Genomic DNA, 15,979 nt, shown 5'->3' on the forward strand with positions numbered 1-15,979 from the left:
TGCACCGAAATAACACCATTTTTTATACCGGATTTTTGATTCGAATTTTGAACACTCTACCTTACAGGGCGCCTTGCTGATTGCCATTATACCCAGGGCGATGCCCTGGGCTAAGAGCTTTTGGGCCTTCAGCCCGTACTTGAACCACATGCGAAACTTCAGTTACTTTATTACTTTATTCCTTGTTACTATGTCCGAAATGTCGGCACAAAGATACTACTTTTTCTGCATTTATACGAACCGAAGCCTAAAAGAATCGTTTCTACAAAAAAATACAAAAGCACACCCGAAATGGTTGCTCATCAAAAAAAAACGCTTTTTGAGAGAAAAGGCCTACAAAACCCACCTATAGACAAGAAAAAACTACCAAACAGAAGAAAAACAAAGGGAAATATAAAAATAAATGCCAAAATATTTGGTGGAACAAAATAAAAGCAGTACCTTTGCAATCGCTTTTGAAAAGCAAGGGTGGTTACCAGAGTGGCCAAATGGGGCAGACTGTAAATCTGCTGGCTATGCCTTCGGTGGTTCGAATCCATCACCACCCACTTTTTCCCAACATAACTCGTGATAAAAGAGTCCGGATTTCCTACGAAATCTGGATTTTTTTTGTTTATACGTCACTTATACCAAACCAACATTAAACAAACAGCCCCCGTTCAGAAAAGATACGGGGGCTATCGGTTTACTTCAAACTGTCACGATACCATTTGTAGAGTTTCTCCACACCGTCTTCTATCTCCACCTTGTGGGTCCAACCCAGGGAGTGCAGCTTCTCTACATCAATGAGCTTACGGGGAGTTCCATCAGGCTTGCTGGCATCAAACTCTATGGTTCCCTCGAATCCTACGGCCTTGACCACCAGCTCGGACAACTCGCGGATGGTAAGTTCCTTGCCTGTGCCCACATTGATATGGCAATTACGTATCTCACCCAAAGAAGGAATGGCTCCACCACGTCCCTCAGAGTTGTTGCGGTCTACAGCTCCATCCACCTTGGCACCATAGAATACCGAAGAATACTTCTCTATTCCGATAATATCACTGAAGTCTACATTGAGCAGCACGTGCACGCTGGCATCAGCCATATCCTCGCTCCACAAGAACTCACGCAGAGGTGTTCCTGTTCCCCAGAGCACCACCTTGTTGTCGTAGATGCCATAGAACTCCAGAGCCTTGAGTATTCGCTCATGCGAGTTGTTGCCGTCCACGTTTCCCTCGCCTATGAGGGCACGGAGCTTGTCGGTAGGGTTAATGGGGCGCTTGTTCATATCCACCTCGATACTGTGCCAGTCGCCGTCGTGGATGAGCTTGGCAAGATATATCTTGCGCATCATGGCTGGCATCACATGACTGTTCTCCAAGTGGAAGTTGTCATTGGGACCATAGAGGTTGGTAGGCATCACGGCGATATAGTTGGTGCCATACTGCAGGTTGTAGCTCTCGCACATCTTCAGACCTGCTATCTTGGCAATGGCATATTCCTCGTTGGTATACTCGAGTGGAGAGGTGAGGAGCACGTCTTCCTTCATGGGCTGTGGTGCATCCTTAGGATAGATGCAGGTAGAACCCAGGAAGAGCAGCTTCTTCACGCCGTGCGAATAGGCATTGCTGATCACATTGCACTGCATCTTCATGTTCTGCATGATGAAGTCGGCACGATAGAGCGAGTTGGCCATGATACCTCCCACGAAGGCTGCTGCCAAGACCACTGCATCGGGCTTCTCCTCATCGAAGAACTTCTGTACGGCATACTGGTCTGTCAGGTCGAGTTCCTTGTGCGAACGGCCTACAAGATTGTGATAACCTCTCTTCTCGAGGTTGTTCCAGATTGCAGAACCCACCAGTCCGTGGTGTCCTGCAATATAAATCTTAGAATCTTTGCTTAATGACATATTTCTATTTTTATCAAGAATTTTCTTATCTCTATTTTTTATTTAGTCAAGAATTACAGGAATTAGAGATATACAAATATCCATATTTAAACCTGCATTAACAAAGAAAATTCTTATTTATTGAAGTTTCGCAAGTTTTGTGCCCCACACGCCCTGAAGGGGCAGAAGCTCTTAGCCCAGGGCAGCGCCCTGGGTTATTTTGGGCGCAAACCTGTCGCCCTGTAAGGGCAAAAGCTTTAAAACTCCAGGCAATATATAAAGCTGTTGCCCTTACAGGGCGCATTGCTGATTGCTATTATACCCAGGGCGATGCCCTGGGCTAGGAGCTTTTGGGCCTTCAGCCCGTACTTAAACCACTTGCGAAAGTTCAGTTATTTATCTTCAAAAAGAGATACCAAATAGAACTCTGTAATTCTCTAATTCTTGAAAAATAAAACTCTTGATTATTTCACGATACCCTTCTCCAAGTACTCAGCCAGGTTGCAACGAACCTTCTGGCCGGCATCCTCAGCAGCAACCTTGGCCATATCGCTCTCTACCATGATCTTGACAAGGTCTTCGAAAGAAGTGGTGTTGGGATTCCAGTTGAGCTTGGCCTTTGCCTTGGTAGGATCGCCCCAGAGATTGACAACATCGGTAGGACGGTAGAAATCGGGAGACACCTCGACGAGAGTCTTGCCGATCAACTCCTCAGGACCTTCCACGCAGATACCCTTCTCGTTCTCTTCCTTGCCTTCCCACTTCAGCTCGATACCTACATAATGGAAAGCCAACTGGGCGAACTCACGAACAGAGTGCTGCTTGCCGGTGGCAATGACGAAGTCCTCAGGCTTCTCTGCCTGGAGGATGAGCCACATACACTCCACATAGTCCTTGGCATAACCCCAGTCGCGCAATGAATCCAGGTTGCCCAGATAGAGTTTCTCCTGCTTACCCTGCTTGATGCGGGCTGCGGCAAGAGTGATCTTACGTGTCACGAAAGTCTCGCCACGGCGCTCACTCTCATGATTGAAGAGGATACCCGAACAGCAGAACATATTGTAAGCCTCACGATACTCCTTCACAATCCAGAAACCATACTGCTTGGCAACAGCATATGGCGAATAAGGATGGAATGGAGTATTCTCGTTCTGAGGAACCTCCTCCACCTTGCCATAGAGCTCGGAAGTGGAAGCCTGATACATACGGCAGGTATCTGTCAGTCCGCACTGGCGGATGGCCTCAAGGATGCGAAGCACACCTGTGGCATCTACATCGGCAGTAAACTCAGGAGAGTCGAAGCTTACCTGTACGTGGCTCTGAGCAGCCAGGTTGTAAACCTCGGTAGGTTTCACCTTGTTCATCACCTGGATGATACTCATAGAGTCGCCGAGATCGGCATAGTGAAGATGGAAGTTGGGCTTGCCTTCCAAGTGGGCGATACGCTCACGATAGTCGACTGACGAACGGCGGATCGTGCCATGAACATCATAACCTTTCTCCAACAACAACTCTGCCAGGTAAGAACCGTCCTGGCCTGTGATACCCGTGATAAGGGCTACTTTCTTCTGTTCCATTTATTTCTTTTATTTAAGTTTCGGTTTTTAAAAAAACACAGTACATATCTATAATGCTGCAAAAGTACGACTTTTTATGCAAATAATCAAGTTTTTGAGCCCGAAAATCTACTTTATTCGCCTACAGGTCTGTTGGTTCGCAGGTTTGCTCCTTGGGCCAGTTGACCAGAAACAGCTTGTCTGTGGCACGCGTGAAGGCTGTATAGAGCCAGTGAATATAGTCGGGAGTAAGCATATCGTCGGTCATATATCCCTGGTCCACATATACATGCGCCCATTGTCCGCCCTGTGCCTTATGGCAGGTCACGGCATAGGCGTACTTGATTTGCAGGGCATTGAAATAAGCATCCTGGCGAATAGACTTCATGCGGTCGGCCTTCAATGGCACAAAGTGCTGATAGTCTTCCTCCACTTGCCTGAAGAGCTCCTCCTGCTGCTCGTGGGTAAGGGCCGGCGCCTCGCTCTGCAAGGTGTCGAGCATACCCGTCACCTGCATCTCGTAATCATCATAGTCGGGCAACTGCAACAGCAATGTGGCAAAGCGGAACCCATACAGCTCGATATAGTTGCTCACCCTCAACACCTTAGCCCTGTCGCCATTGGCAAGAAAGGCAGGAACAGCGCCGGCACTTCCCTCCCCGCTCTCCTTCTTCTCCTTCTCCGTCCAGAAGTAGTTGTTCTTCACGATCATGAGCATATCGCCCGACGAGAGTTCCTCCTCACGGTCGAGCACCATGTTCCTGATACCATTATTATATATATTGGCGCGCTTGTTGCTTCGGGTGATGACCATCGTCTCGTCCATCCCCACATGATGATAACTGTCGCCAAGACTCTCCACCAGCTCTGCTCCCGGCATCATCACGATATCGGCAAAGCCCTTGAAGCGTATCAGCGGAAGTCCTGTCACAGCATCATGGGTTATCATCTGTCTGATGAGGGTGGCATTATAGAGGATGCCCGACGACTGACTCTGTCGCAACACCTCATTGAGGTCGCACTCGTAAACCTTCAGACCGTATCCCTCCATCACCGATGCGCTGAGGGCAGGCGACTCCTCCTCGCCCACAGGGGGCAACTGTGCCTTGTCGCCTATGAGCAACAGGCGGTCATTATGTCCCTGATACACAAACTTCACCAGGTCGTCGAGCAGACAGCCACTGCCGAAAGTTGTTCCTCCCAGCCCCATATTGGCTATCATCGAAGCCTCGTCCACCATGAAGAGCGTGTCGGTGTAAAGATTGTCGTTCAGACTGAACTGCCCGTCAACACCGGCAAAAGCCTTCTCTCTGTAGATGCGGCGATGGATGGTATAGGCAGGAGCCCCGCTGCCCAGCGAGAACACCTTGGCAGCCCTGCCCGTAGGGGCAAGGAGCATCACCTTCTGGCGTATCTGCAGCAGGGTACGAACGATGGCTCCCGAAAGCGAGGTCTTTCCCGTACCGGCACTGCCTCGCAATATCATCACTGCCTGAGGGTCGCGGTCGGTCAGAAAACTGACAAAAGTATCGAGTGCCTGCCCTTGCTCCTGCGTAGGAGCAAAGCCAAACTGTTGCAATATCTTATATTTTAGGGATTCGATGACCATAACTCAAAAAAAAATTGTATCTTTGCACCATGCAAAAGTAACAATACTTTTTGAAATGAGAAAGAAAATAAGCAACAATTCTATCCTGGCAGCCTGTGTGCTCGTGGTTTTGACGCTCTGCCTGCTGAGTGTATGGCAACCCATCCACTTCCAGAAGGAAAAGGAACAAAGGGAGACGACCGTCAAGCAAAGGCTCATGAAGATAAGAACTGCCGAGGAGAACTACAAGAGGCGGCACGGAACCTACACCGGCGACTTCGCCACGCTTATCAAGGGGAAATGGCTCGACAGGGAAATGCAGTACATTCCCTTCTCTGACAACAAGAGATTCTCGCTCTCGGCAACCACCATCGTGACCAAGAACGGCAAACAGATACCGCTCATGGAATGTGGAGCCACCTACGAGGAATACTTGGATGGCCTCAACGAAGATGCCATACAGCAGGAAACCGACAATGCCAACATGGAAGGAAGGTTTCCAGGACTAAAAATTGGAGACATCACAACAAACAACGACAATGCAGGCAACTGGTAACAACAACACAACGAAACTTCTGCAGACACGGCTCACCATCCGTGCCGGCAAGAACAGCCTCAGCTTCTCGGTAGCAGAAGGCGAACGCCAAGTGACATACGAGCCCTATGCCATGAAGAGTGGCGTATCAATGGCAGCCAACCTAAGACAGGCTTTCAAGGAAAGCGAACTGCTGTTGCGTGGTTACAGAAAGGCACGCCTCTTCATCGACACCCCTGTCTTGCTCGTCCCTGTCGACGAGTTCGACGAGAAACAGAAAGATACTTTCTATCAGTACAGCTTCGAGGAGCACGAGAGCGACATCATCATGCACAGAGTACAGCCTCAGCTCAACGCCGTGGCGCTCTTCCCTCTCAACAAAGACTTGAGAACGGTGATGGAGGACAACTTTGCCGACGTGCGCTTCACTCCTGTGCTGCAACCCGTATGGAACCATCTGCACCAGCGCAGCTTCGTGGGCATACAGAAGAAGCTGTTCGCCTATTTCCACGACGGCAAACTCGACATCTTCTGCTTCGACAAGAACCGCTTCAAGTTCTTCAACTCCTATGCCACCACACATGCCAAGGACGCCATCTACTTCATCCTATATGTATGGAAACTGCTCGGCATGGACCAGAAGAAAGACGAGCTGCACGTTGTGGGCGATGTGCCGGACAAGGACTGGTTCATCCACAACACCAAGCTCTACATTCAGAAGACTTACCTTCTCAACCCTGCTGCCGAATTCAACCGGGCACCGCTTACCGAAATCAAGAACATACCTTTCGATCTGCAGGCGCTCTACCTCAGCAAGTAGGAAGCCACCCTTGCGGGTGCCTCACTCAACACAATACATCACAACCAACATCACACTCAACAAAAGAATGCGCATCATAACAGGACAATATAAAGGAAGACATTTTGATATTCCACGTACCTTCAAGGCACGTCCTACCACCGATTTTGCCAAAGAGAATATCTTCAATGTACTGCAAGGATACATCGACTTTGAGGATGCTGTCGCCCTCGACCTCTTCGCAGGCACAGGCAGCATTTCGCTCGAACTGGTTTCACGAGGATGCAGCCATGTGGTAAGCGTCGAGGCCGACAGAGACCATGCCAACTTCATACGCCAGTGCTTCAAGAAGTTGGGCGATGAGAGCGACCTGCTCATCCGTGGCGATGTGTTCCGCTTCCTGAAGAGCTGTCATCAGAAGTTCGACTTCATCTTTGCCGACCCTCCTTATGCACTCAAGGAACTGCCCGAGATACCCCGGCTCATCCTCGAAGGCGACCTGCTCAACGAGGGAGGCATCTTCGTCTTCGAACATGGCAAGAACTACGACTTCTCCGACCATCCCCGCTTCTTAGAGCACAGAAGCTATGGCAGTGTCAACTTCTCTATCTTCAGATAATCATCTAAAGCAGTGGTGACAAGAGCCTTACTGTCGACTCGAAGAGGCGCTTCAGGAAGGGACGCTTGATGTAATAAGTCACATCGTCTGTCAACTGACAGTGCGCCTCATCTTCCAGAAAAATGTTCTTGATTCGCAAGGCCATGTCTGTGTCGAAGAAGAAGGCATTGGCCTCAAAGTTGTTCTCAAAACTGCGGAAGTCGACATTCGTACTTCCACACGAGCATATCTTGTCGTCGCTCACCAACAGCTTGCTGTGGTTGAATCCCGCCTCATACAAATACACTTTCACTCCTGCCTCTATGGCTTCCATCATGTATGACCGCGAAGCCCACTCCACCAGCCGTGCATCGCTGTGACGTGGCACCATGAGTCTGACGTCCACGCCAGCCAAAGCCGCCGTTCGCATGGCAAAGAGCACGGGTTCGGTAGGAAGAAAATAAGGGGTTTCGAGATATACATAGTGCTGCGCCTGCAACAGGATGCGCACATAGCCCTGCATGATGTCGGGCCACGGACTGATAGGACTGCTGGTCACCACCTGCACCAGACAGTTGTTGCGGATAGCCGCATCGACAGGAGGATAGTAACGACGGTCGGTAATCAGCGTGCGGTCTACGAAATACCAGTCTACTAAGAATGCTCTCTGTATGGCATAAACGCCACCTCCCTCTATGCGCAGATGCGTGTCGCGCCAGACTCTTCCGCCTCTTCCCTTCACATAGCGAAGGGCCAAGTTCATACCTCCTATGAATCCCACCTTGCCGTCTACCACACACAACTTGCGGTGGTTGCGATAGTTCACCTTGCTGGTAAAGGCAGGAAACCGTACCGGCATAAAGGCATGAACATCTATTCCGGCATCGCGCATACGCTCAAAGAAGGAATCGCTGACGCGCCAACAGCCCACATCATCATATATCAGACGTACCTCCACACCCTGTCTGGCCTTGTCTGTCAAAGCATCGGCTATCAGATTTCCCAAGGGATCGTCCTCTATGATATAGGTATCTATATGGATGTGCTTCTCCGCCCTGCCGATGGCTTGCAGCAGACTGAACACGAAACCATAGCCATCGGTATAAATCTCCACCTGATTGTCTTTGAAAGGGAGCGCCCAGTTCTGGTTGGCAAAGAGGCGCATCAGGGGCTGGCTGTCGGCAGGCAGATGCAGGTTCTCCTGCTCAGCAAACTCCAGCATCGAGCGCTTAGTGAGCTGGTCCATGGAACGGTTGCTGATGAGTCGCTGCTTACGGATGTCCTGCCCGAAGAACACATAGAGCACGATGCCGAGAAAGGGCATAAAGAGCAGCACCATAATCCAGGCTATGGTCTTCGCTGGCTGTTTATTGTCCATCAGTACCGCCACGACGGTGGGGATGGTAAGCAGCGCATACACTAACAAATATATCCAGTGGAAATATATCATATCTTCTATCTTGAATGCTGAGTGTTGCCCTTTCGCTATGCTCCGTTGGTTACACCTTCACCTTTTCGCTCTCCGCTTAGTTGAAGATGAAGTTGGCTTGCGCCGCCAGCAGACTATTCATCTGCTTCAACTTGGTGAACTCTGCTATCAGTTCCATGTTGTTGGGATTCTGCACAAACTGCTGTCTCACCTCTATCAATCGCTGGGCGATGTAATGAGTACGGAAACTCAGCATGTCCTTAAACACCATCTGCCTGAGCTTTTCAGGGTTCAACTTGAGTTGCAGACTGGCCGTCGACACCTCCTGTTCGCCCGTCATCATGCCCGCCAGTCGGCTCACGGCAGGGTCGGGATGATTGGCAAAGTAGGTTTCTGCCTTGAAGTCCTCGTCACCTATATGTTCCACGGCCTCGTGCAACACCTTATTATATATAGGGTTGTGAAACTCGAAACCATCGCCCTGCATATCGAGCATGATGTATTGTGCCACGGGCAACTCCACATCCTGCTGCTCAGAGTCTTTCACGGTGATGAGTTCCTCGCCATGATGAATCACGATCTGTATGATGAGGTCTTCCACCTCGCGCAGTTTGGCCTCGGGAGTCGTTCCTCCCATCTGCTGTCCCGTCTGCGCCGCCTGCTGCACCACCTGGTCGCGCAGACCTGCCGCCCGTCTTTCTTCCTTCACCTGTTCGCTGAGACCGTTGCGCACAAAGTTGTTGAGCGCATTCACGATGATGGCCTCGCTCACGCCCAGTCGGTGCGAGCAGTCGGTGATGTAGGAGGCACGCGTTATCTGGTTCTTTATCTTCGAGATGCTCTCCACGATCGAGTTGATGGCCTCGCTTCGCTTCACAGGGTCGGTAACGCCCTTGAGCATCAGATGGGTCTTGAATTGTATGAAGTCTGTCTGGTTTTCCTCGATATACTTTCTGAAATCGCTCGCCGTATGACTGCGTGCAAAACTGTCGGGGTCATTGCCGTCGGGCAGCAGGAGCACCTTCACGTTCATCTCTTCCTCCAAAAGCATGTCGGTACCTCTCAGGGCAGCATGCACACCTGCCGCATCGCCATCATAGAGCAACACGATATTGTTGGTGAAACGGTGCAGGAGCCTTATCTGGTGCACACTGAGTGCCGTTCCCGAGTTGGCCACCACATTCTCTATACCGCATTGGTGCATGGAGATGACGTCGGTGTAGCCCTCCACCATGTACACACAGTTTTCCTTGGCAATGGCTTTCTTGGCCTGATAGAGTCCGTAGAGCTCCCGTTCTTTATGATAGATATCGCTGTCGGGCGAGTTGACATACTTCTGGTTGACTCCTTTCGTACGGCTGTCGAGCACACGACCTCCGAAAGCCACCACCTTGCCGCTCACGCTGAACCAGGGGAAGATGGCTCGTCCTGAGAATCGGTCGAGATACTTGTCTTCTCCGCTCTTGTTGGAGGCCTCGTCCTTGTCCACCTTGAAGCAGAGGCCCGTTGCCACCAGATACTTGGGGTTATAGCCTTTCTTGATAGCCTCGTCATACAAGGCCGTCCTGCTGTTGGGATCAAACCCCAGCCTGAACTTTCGGATGATGTCATCACGGAATCCACGGCTGCGAAAGTACTGCATACCGATGGCTCGTCCGTCCACATCGTTCTGCAGGATGTCCTCGAAGTATTGCGATGCCCATTCGTTGACAATGAACATCGACTCCCGCTCGCTCTCCTTCTCCTTCTCCTCGCTTGTCAGTTCCCGCTCCTTGATCTCGATGTGATATTTGTTGGCCAACCAGCGCAGCGCATCGGGATAGGTCATCTGCTCCAGCTCCATCAGGAAGTTGATGGCGTTGCCTCCCTTTCCACAGGTGAAACAATGGCAGATGCCGCGTGCGGGCGAGACAGAGAAGGAAGGATGCGAATCATTATGGAAAGGGCACAAACCGATATAGTTCACGCCGCGTTTTTTGAGCGACACGAACTCCGACACCACGTCAACGATGTTGGTGGCGTCCATGATTCGGGCTATGGTCGGTTTGTCTATCATTTTATTTCAGTTCCTGTTTCATTCTGTTGGCCTGCTTCTGTGCTGCGGCACGTGCTGCGGCATTCACTTCATGGGCATTGGCCTTGCGGTGATAAGTGTATGTCTTGCCTTGCGAGTCGCTGAGCACCAGCGAGTCTTTCTTCATATAGACGAATGAGAGGGTATCTATGGAAGTCTTCTCGTTGAAGACGACTCCCTGCATCTCGAAACGTCCCCTCACAAGCAGCAGCTTGCCATTGTAGGCATGCCACTCTGTATACTGTGGCACTTCGGGATATTCCACCGGACTGTCGTCCTCCACCGAACTGTTCTGCATGACAAAGCCCACCGATCGGGCCTCGCCCATCCGCTTGAGTGTGAAACCATATTCGCGTGGCACCATATAGTTTTCCACGATGCTGTCGGGCATATTGGCAAGGATGCGTGCCTGCTGACGGCGTGACAGATGACTCAGGTCACGCAGATGGGGCATCACCTGATAGGTCCATGTAGCCTTCAGCTTGTCGAGATCCACCACCATTCTGGCACGGTTCTTCTCTCCCTCTACCGACAACACACATATCCAGTCGCCTATCTCTATATCGCCAAACACCTGATGCTGTCGGGTAGCCTCCAATATATTGTAGCGCACAGGGTCTCCGCCGCTGTTGGGCAAGAGCATCACCACACTGTCGGTACATCCCATGCAGGCAAGTCCGTAGATGGCATGGTCGCCCTTGGCAGGCTTCGACGTACTGATGGGCAGGTTGATATTAGGACGTGGTCCTTTCTTGCAGGCGGCAAGCAGGACAACGGCAAAGACGAGGAGTATGAAAGTTTTGTATCTATGCATCATTCTGACTGTTATTTTTGGTAATGCTTTCGACTTATCGACTACAATCACTACCTTATTTATCTATATAATGATGCAAAGTTACTACTTTTTTCGGAAAAACGAAGGAAAAAACAGTTTAATAGATAGGTAAATCTATTTTTTTTAGTACTTTTGTAAGCAAAAACTATAGATATCTACATGACAACAACATTATACTTGGTTCGTCACGGCGAGACTGTCGACAATGCAGCCCGCATCATGCAGGGACAGACACCAGGCGAACTCAATGACAAAGGTATTGCCCAGGCTGAAGAAGTGGCAGCCCGCATGGCCGACCATCCCATCGACGTATTCGTATCGAGCGACCTGAAGCGCAGCATTCAGACTTGCGAGATCATAGCCCATCCCCATCATGCCGAAGTGATTACCACACCTCTGCTGCGCGAACGCGACTGGGGAAGTTTCACTGGCAAGTTTATCCCTTCCCTGCCCCAAGACCCCAAAGACTGGCCCGACGATATCGAGTCGATAGAAAGCATGAAGTCGAGGGCTCAAAACTTCATCACCTGGCTTCGCGTCACCTATCCCGGCAAGACCATTCTTGCCGTTGGTCATGGCATCATCAACAAAGCCCTGCAGAGTGTTTACTTCCGCCGGCCGATGAACGAGATTGAGAAAATGGGCAATGCCGAAGTGAGAATCCTGATATTGTAATTAAAAACATTAAACCAAAAACATAATAATCATGGCAAGAAAAATAGCTCTTATCACAGGCGCCACAAGCGGTATTGGCGAAGGATGCGCCCGAAGATTCGCACAAGGAGGCTACAACCTCATCATCACAGGCCGCAACACAGGCAAATTGGAAATTCTGAAACAGGAACTCGAAGAGGAAGGTGTCCAAGTGCTGGCACTGGCTTTCGACGTGCGCAACAGAGAAGCGGCTCGCAAGGCTGTTGACTATATTCCTGAGACATGGCGCAACATCGATGTCCTGATCAATAATGCAGGACTGGCACGAGGCCTGGAACCAGAGTACGAAGGCGACTTCGACGACTGGGACCAGATGATAGATACCAACATTAAAGGTCTGCTCACCATGACCCGACTCATCGTTCCCGGCATGGTGGAACGCAATCGTGGTCATGTCATCAACATCGGAAGTGTGGCTGGCGATGCTGCCTATGCGGGCGGAAATGTGTACTGTGCCACCAAGAGTGCAGTAAAAGCCATCACCGATGGTCTGCGCATCGACGTGGCTCATACCCGCGTTCGCGTTACCAATATCAAGCCGGGACTGGTGGAGACCAATTTCTCCAACATCCGTTTCCATGGCGACACCCAGCGTGCCGACAATGTTTACCGTGGCATAGAGCCATTGACTGGCGATGACATTGCCGACGTGGCATTCTATGCCGCCTGCGCTCCCGAGCATGTTCAAATAGCCGAGGTGCTGGTTCTCGCCACCCATCAGGCCAGTGGCACCGTGATTCACCGAGACTAAACCTTCTTACAAGATATCCATGATTTCCTCGAAACGGGAAATACGACGGAGGCGTTCGTGAGCGAACTCCTCCGTTTTTTCATGCGCCCATGTTGTATGGAAAGGTATATGAACAGCCGAGGCACCTATCTTCAACGCAGGCACAATGTCGCTCTTGAAACTGTTGCCCACCATAACCAACTCTTCGGGCTTTACCTCCAACTCACGGCAGAGTCTTCGATAAGCCTCGGGCGTCTTGTCGCTCACGATGCTCACCACGTCAAAGTAACGTTGCAATCCCGAACGCCACAGTTTGTTCTCCTGGTCTTGCAACTCACCCTTGGTGAATACCGCAAGCTTGTATTGACGCGCCTGTCTGAGCCTTGCCAGCGTCTCCTCCACGCCCTCCAAAGGACGGGCATCGAGCCTCAGCAAGGTCTTTCCCAGCTCCACGATTCGCCCTATCAGCTTGGCAGACACCTCGCCCTGACTCACCTTCACGGCATTCTCCACTAACGAGATGGTAAAGGCTTTCACACCATATCCCAGGTCTTCCATATTACCGCTCTCTGTCTCGAAGAGCGAAGCAGATATCTCCTCCTTGCTTCCATAGTCTGAAAGCAAGTCACAGTATTCGTCCTCTACGTCTTCAAAATAGTTCTGCAATGCCCACAACGTATCGTCGGCATCAAAGGCTATGGCCTTGACAGACCCCGCTATCTTGTTGTTTTCTTTCATTTTCGTTTTTTTACTTGATACAGAAGTATTACCTTCCTTACCTCCATCAACTCCCACAAAATAATTCCCTATCCTTTCCCTCAACAAAAGTACTACATTCTTTTCTATCTCCCAAATATTTCCTTTCAAAAAGCATCACTTACCCGAATAAAAAAACGTGTGCTCAACCATCAACGGACAAGCACACGCACATTTTCGTACTAACCAGAAAAACACATATTTACTAAAAACGAGTCATAAACTCAACTACTATCTTGTCTTTCTCAGAAGGTTTGGCAATACCGCCCTCACGATAGAAATACTTCTCATAGTTGATGCGGATATCGGAGATAAATGGCTTCGACAGACTCAACGTAACACCACCGGTAACACGATGGCGCTTATAGTCGTTGATGATCAACTCACCCAGATCATCGTCTGTCGCATTGTAACGGGAGCCGTCGCTGTGATCGCTCATGAAATCATAACGCACCAAAGGCGAAACCTTCTTGATCAGTCGTGTGCGAACAGGGATGTCATAGCAGGCAAAACCATCGAAGGCATGCACATCGTGGAAGACGTTATGAGAATAATGCTTGTAGAGATACTCCACCTCGGCGATGAAACCACCATAGTGGAAGGTAACACCTGCATCATACATATTCACAGTCACGTCAGAAGGCTTGATCTTCTGAGTACTCAGCACCAGGTTGACATTGGGGAAGAGAAACTGTGCCTTGGCAGAATAGTTGACGCCCTTGGTCCAGTAGTCCTTCTGATTGGTAAGACCTGAGCCGTTGAACACACCGGCATTCACCACGATGGGGAAACCGACATTCCATGTATAACCCACCTCGGCACCCACGTCACGCACATTGCCCACCTGCTTGGCGATAAACGAGCGGTTGGCAAAATACTGCTGATGGGGCGAACGGTGAGCATCAATGGTGAAGGGCACTCGCTCCTGACCGATGGTAAACTGCAGGGTGCTCCAGGGCTTGATGCGTGTGTAGGCATCAAGCATCTTGATCTTTCCCTCATCGCAGAGGTCAATCTCTGCCTTGTAGCTCACCTCCTTGGTCACATTTCCCGACACACTGACACGGGCTGTACGAACCTCGAAGCGTCCCTCTCCCTCTTCGGTTTGGTATTCATACTTCGAGCGAATGGTGCCGTGAATTTTAGGCATTCTGTCCACTTTATCTTCTTCGCCATTGTCATACTTCTGTGCTTGGGCTGTCATCGCAAGCAGCGAGAGCAGCAACAGCATGGTGGTTGTTTTCTTATTCATTATATTATATTATTTTATTTGCTGATTTTTCTCGGCTGCAAAGTTATATAAAAAAAGTTACTTTCATACGACACTGACGTTACAAAACAATGACAATCATGAAATAGGCTCACAACCCACAGACTGTAATATCGTTGTAACAAAACTTAAAGCTTTTGCCCTTACAGGGCGTAGGCTAACGCCCGCAACAACCCAGGGCGATGCCCCTTCAAGGCGTGCTAACTCCTCTTAACTTCCCTCTAACCCCCTTCTTTTCCAAAAAAATGCCGATTTATTTGTGTAATACACAAAAAAATGCTACTTTTGCGGCTGTGTTCCTTACGAAACACTAACAAACTTAGAAATAATAACAATAACCATTTTATTAATATGAGTTTAAAAATTGTAGTACTTGCCAAGCAAGTACCAGACACAAGAAATGTGGGTAAGGATGCGATGACAGCCGAAGGCACAGTCAACCGCGCAGCCCTTCCCGCCATCTTCAATCCTGAAGATTTGAACGCATTGGAGCAGGCTCTTCGATTGAAAGAGCAGAATCCAGGTTCCACAGTTGGTATTCTTACAATGGGTCCTCCACGTGCCGGTGAGGTAATTCGCCAGGGTCTTTACCGTGGTGCAGATACAGGTTGGCTGCTTACCGACCGTCTCTTCGCCGGTGCCGACACATTGGCCACATCCTATGCCCTTGCCACCGCCATCAAGAAGATAGGCGATGTCGACATCGTGATCGGTGGCCGCCAGGCTATCGATGGTGATACCGCACAGGTAGGTCCACAGGTAGCTCAGAAGTTGGGCTTGAACCAGGTCACCTATGCCGAGGAGATTCTGAAGGTGGAAGACGGCAAGGCAACAGTCCGTCGCCTCATCGATGGAGGTGTCGAGACCGTAGAGGCCCCATTGCCACTCGTGATAACCGTAAACGGCAGTGCAGCTCCATGTCGCCCATGCAACGTGAAGCTCGTAATGAAATACAAATACGCATCTTGCCCTATGGAGAGCAAGGGAGATGAGCCTTGGACCAACCTCTATGAGGAGCGTCCTTACCTCACTCTCAACCAGTGGAGCGTAGCCGATGTTGACGGCGATCCTTCACAATGTGGTCTGAGCGGTTCACCTACCAAGGTGAAGGCAGTAAAGAACATCGTGTTCCAGGCTAAGGAGAGCAAGACCTTGACAAGCAGCGATGAGGACATCGACAACTTGATGAAGGAATTGTTGAACGAAAGTATTATCGGATAAT

Annotated in this window: 15 protein-coding genes and 1 tRNA gene; 8 read left to right on the forward strand and 8 right to left on the reverse strand. The window is 50.1% G+C overall.

The features are described 5' to 3' along the window. The first annotated feature begins 291 nt into the window (after window positions 1-291). On the forward strand, window positions 292-432 hold the full coding sequence (locus F7D20_RS11670; RefSeq protein ID WP_158464188.1) for a hypothetical protein: 141 nt from the start codon (window positions 292-294) through the stop codon (window positions 430-432). A 34-nt stretch (window positions 433-466) separates the two neighbouring features. Next, window positions 467-548: transfer RNA gene (locus tag F7D20_RS11675), tRNA-Tyr, on the forward strand. Between the two features lie 137 nt (window positions 549-685). On the opposite strand, the gene F7D20_RS11680 is transcribed toward F7D20_RS11675, so the two are convergent. The 3 genes from F7D20_RS11680 to F7D20_RS11690 form a co-directional block, all read right to left on the reverse strand. Beyond that, window positions 686-1,894: a GDP-L-fucose synthase family protein gene (locus F7D20_RS11680; protein ID WP_158464189.1), complete on the reverse strand. Its 1,209-nt coding sequence runs from the start codon at window positions 1,892-1,894 to the stop codon at window positions 686-688. 443 nt (window positions 1,895-2,337) lie between these two features. Then, the gene (gene gmd / locus F7D20_RS11685; protein ID WP_158464190.1) at window positions 2,338-3,450 is read right to left on the reverse strand and encodes a GDP-mannose 4,6-dehydratase; all 1,113 of its coding nucleotides are present in this window, start codon (window positions 3,448-3,450) and stop codon (window positions 2,338-2,340) included. A gap of 121 nt (window positions 3,451-3,571) precedes the next feature. Then, entirely contained in the window at window positions 3,572-5,038 is a 1,467-nt protein-coding gene (locus F7D20_RS11690; protein ID WP_158464191.1) for an ATP-dependent DNA helicase, read from the reverse strand. Window positions 5,039-5,093: 55 nt separating this feature from the next. Between F7D20_RS11690 and F7D20_RS11695 the strand changes: the two genes are divergently transcribed. The 3 genes from F7D20_RS11695 (at window position 5,094) to F7D20_RS11705 (ending at window position 6,970) form a co-directional block, all read left to right on the forward strand. Further along, window positions 5,094-5,573: a hypothetical protein gene (locus F7D20_RS11695; RefSeq protein WP_158464192.1), complete on the forward strand. Its 480-nt coding sequence runs from the start codon at window positions 5,094-5,096 to the stop codon at window positions 5,571-5,573. Next, window positions 5,557-6,372, forward strand: coding sequence for a DUF3822 family protein (locus tag F7D20_RS11700; protein WP_022253156.1), 816 nt, complete (start codon window positions 5,557-5,559; stop codon window positions 6,370-6,372). Before F7D20_RS11695 ends, F7D20_RS11700 begins: the two co-directional genes overlap by 17 nt. Before the next feature lie 67 nt (window positions 6,373-6,439). Beyond that, window positions 6,440-6,970 (forward strand): RsmD family RNA methyltransferase, encoded by a 531-nt coding sequence (locus tag F7D20_RS11705; RefSeq protein WP_158464193.1) that lies wholly within the window; start codon window positions 6,440-6,442, stop codon window positions 6,968-6,970. A gap of 4 nt (window positions 6,971-6,974) precedes the next feature. Here F7D20_RS11705 and cls read toward each other — a convergent pair whose 3' ends face one another. The 3 genes from cls to F7D20_RS11720 form a co-directional block, all read right to left on the reverse strand. After that, window positions 6,975-8,399 (reverse strand): cardiolipin synthase, encoded by a 1,425-nt coding sequence (gene cls / locus F7D20_RS11710; RefSeq protein ID WP_158464194.1) that lies wholly within the window; start codon window positions 8,397-8,399, stop codon window positions 6,975-6,977. 76 nt (window positions 8,400-8,475) lie between these two features. Next, window positions 8,476-10,434, reverse strand: a complete 1,959-nt coding sequence (dnaG, locus tag F7D20_RS11715; protein WP_158464195.1) for a DNA primase — start codon at window positions 10,432-10,434, stop codon at window positions 8,476-8,478. Window position 10,435: 1 nt separating this feature from the next. Then, window positions 10,436-11,269 (reverse strand): lipocalin family protein, encoded by an 834-nt coding sequence (locus tag F7D20_RS11720; protein WP_228114185.1) that lies wholly within the window; start codon window positions 11,267-11,269, stop codon window positions 10,436-10,438. Between the two features lie 177 nt (window positions 11,270-11,446). On the opposite strand from F7D20_RS11720, the gene F7D20_RS11725 reads away from it, so the two are divergent. Then, window positions 11,447-11,962, forward strand: coding sequence for a histidine phosphatase family protein (locus F7D20_RS11725; protein ID WP_158464196.1), 516 nt, complete (start codon window positions 11,447-11,449; stop codon window positions 11,960-11,962). Window positions 11,963-11,993: 31 nt separating this feature from the next. Next, window positions 11,994-12,752 carry an SDR family oxidoreductase gene (locus tag F7D20_RS11730; RefSeq protein WP_158464197.1) on the forward strand — a complete coding sequence of 253 codons (759 nt, stop codon included), beginning with the start codon at window positions 11,994-11,996 and terminating at the stop codon, window positions 12,750-12,752. Window positions 12,753-12,758: 6 nt separating this feature from the next. Here F7D20_RS11730 and F7D20_RS11735 read toward each other — a convergent pair whose 3' ends face one another. Continuing rightward, window positions 12,759-13,469: an HAD family hydrolase gene (locus tag F7D20_RS11735; RefSeq protein WP_158464198.1), complete on the reverse strand. Its 711-nt coding sequence runs from the start codon at window positions 13,467-13,469 to the stop codon at window positions 12,759-12,761. Between the two features lie 223 nt (window positions 13,470-13,692). Continuing rightward, a complete protein-coding gene (locus tag F7D20_RS11740; RefSeq protein WP_158464199.1) occupies window positions 13,693-14,739 on the reverse strand; it encodes a porin in 1,047 nt (348 codons plus the stop codon). 369 nt (window positions 14,740-15,108) lie between these two features. Here F7D20_RS11740 and F7D20_RS11745 point away from each other — a divergent pair, with 369 nt between their 5' ends. Then, entirely contained in the window at window positions 15,109-15,978 is an 870-nt protein-coding gene (locus F7D20_RS11745; RefSeq protein ID WP_158464200.1) for an electron transfer flavoprotein subunit beta/FixA family protein, read from the forward strand. Window position 15,979 lies beyond the last annotated feature (1 nt).

This window comes from Segatella copri, assembly GCF_009495355.1.
Lineage (GTDB): Bacteria > Bacteroidota > Bacteroidia > Bacteroidales > Bacteroidaceae > Prevotella.

What these genes read in the sequence shown, in the direction of transcription:
- gmd (WP_158464190.1), bottom strand. Translation starts at nt 3,450, where the DNA reads ATGGAACAGAAGAAAGTAGCCCTTATCACGGGTATCACAGGCCAGGAC.
- F7D20_RS11735 (WP_158464198.1), bottom strand. Translation starts at nt 13,469, where the DNA reads ATGAAAGAAAACAACAAGATAGCGGGGTCTGTCAAGGCCATAGCCTTT.
- F7D20_RS11705 (WP_158464193.1), top strand. Translation starts at nt 6,440, where the DNA reads ATGCGCATCATAACAGGACAATATAAAGGAAGACATTTTGATATTCCA.
- cls (WP_158464194.1), bottom strand. Translation starts at nt 8,399, where the DNA reads ATGATATATTTCCACTGGATATATTTGTTAGTGTATGCGCTGCTTACC.
- F7D20_RS11725 (WP_158464196.1), top strand. Translation starts at nt 11,447, where the DNA reads ATGACAACAACATTATACTTGGTTCGTCACGGCGAGACTGTCGACAAT.
- F7D20_RS11695 (WP_158464192.1), top strand. Translation starts at nt 5,094, where the DNA reads ATGAGAAAGAAAATAAGCAACAATTCTATCCTGGCAGCCTGTGTGCTC.
- F7D20_RS11690 (WP_158464191.1), bottom strand. Translation starts at nt 5,038, where the DNA reads ATGGTCATCGAATCCCTAAAATATAAGATATTGCAACAGTTTGGCTTT.
- F7D20_RS11680 (WP_158464189.1), bottom strand. Translation starts at nt 1,894, where the DNA reads ATGTCATTAAGCAAAGATTCTAAGATTTATATTGCAGGACACCACGGA.
- dnaG (WP_158464195.1), bottom strand. Translation starts at nt 10,434, where the DNA reads ATGATAGACAAACCGACCATAGCCCGAATCATGGACGCCACCAACATC.
- F7D20_RS11700 (WP_022253156.1), top strand. Translation starts at nt 5,557, where the DNA reads ATGCAGGCAACTGGTAACAACAACACAACGAAACTTCTGCAGACACGG.
- F7D20_RS11670 (WP_158464188.1), top strand. Translation starts at nt 292, where the DNA reads ATGGTTGCTCATCAAAAAAAAACGCTTTTTGAGAGAAAAGGCCTACAA.
- F7D20_RS11745 (WP_158464200.1), top strand. Translation starts at nt 15,109, where the DNA reads ATGAGTTTAAAAATTGTAGTACTTGCCAAGCAAGTACCAGACACAAGA.
- F7D20_RS11730 (WP_158464197.1), top strand. Translation starts at nt 11,994, where the DNA reads ATGGCAAGAAAAATAGCTCTTATCACAGGCGCCACAAGCGGTATTGGC.
- F7D20_RS11740 (WP_158464199.1), bottom strand. Translation starts at nt 14,739, where the DNA reads ATGAATAAGAAAACAACCACCATGCTGTTGCTGCTCTCGCTGCTTGCG.
- F7D20_RS11720 (WP_228114185.1), bottom strand. Translation starts at nt 11,269, where the DNA reads ATGATGCATAGATACAAAACTTTCATACTCCTCGTCTTTGCCGTTGTC.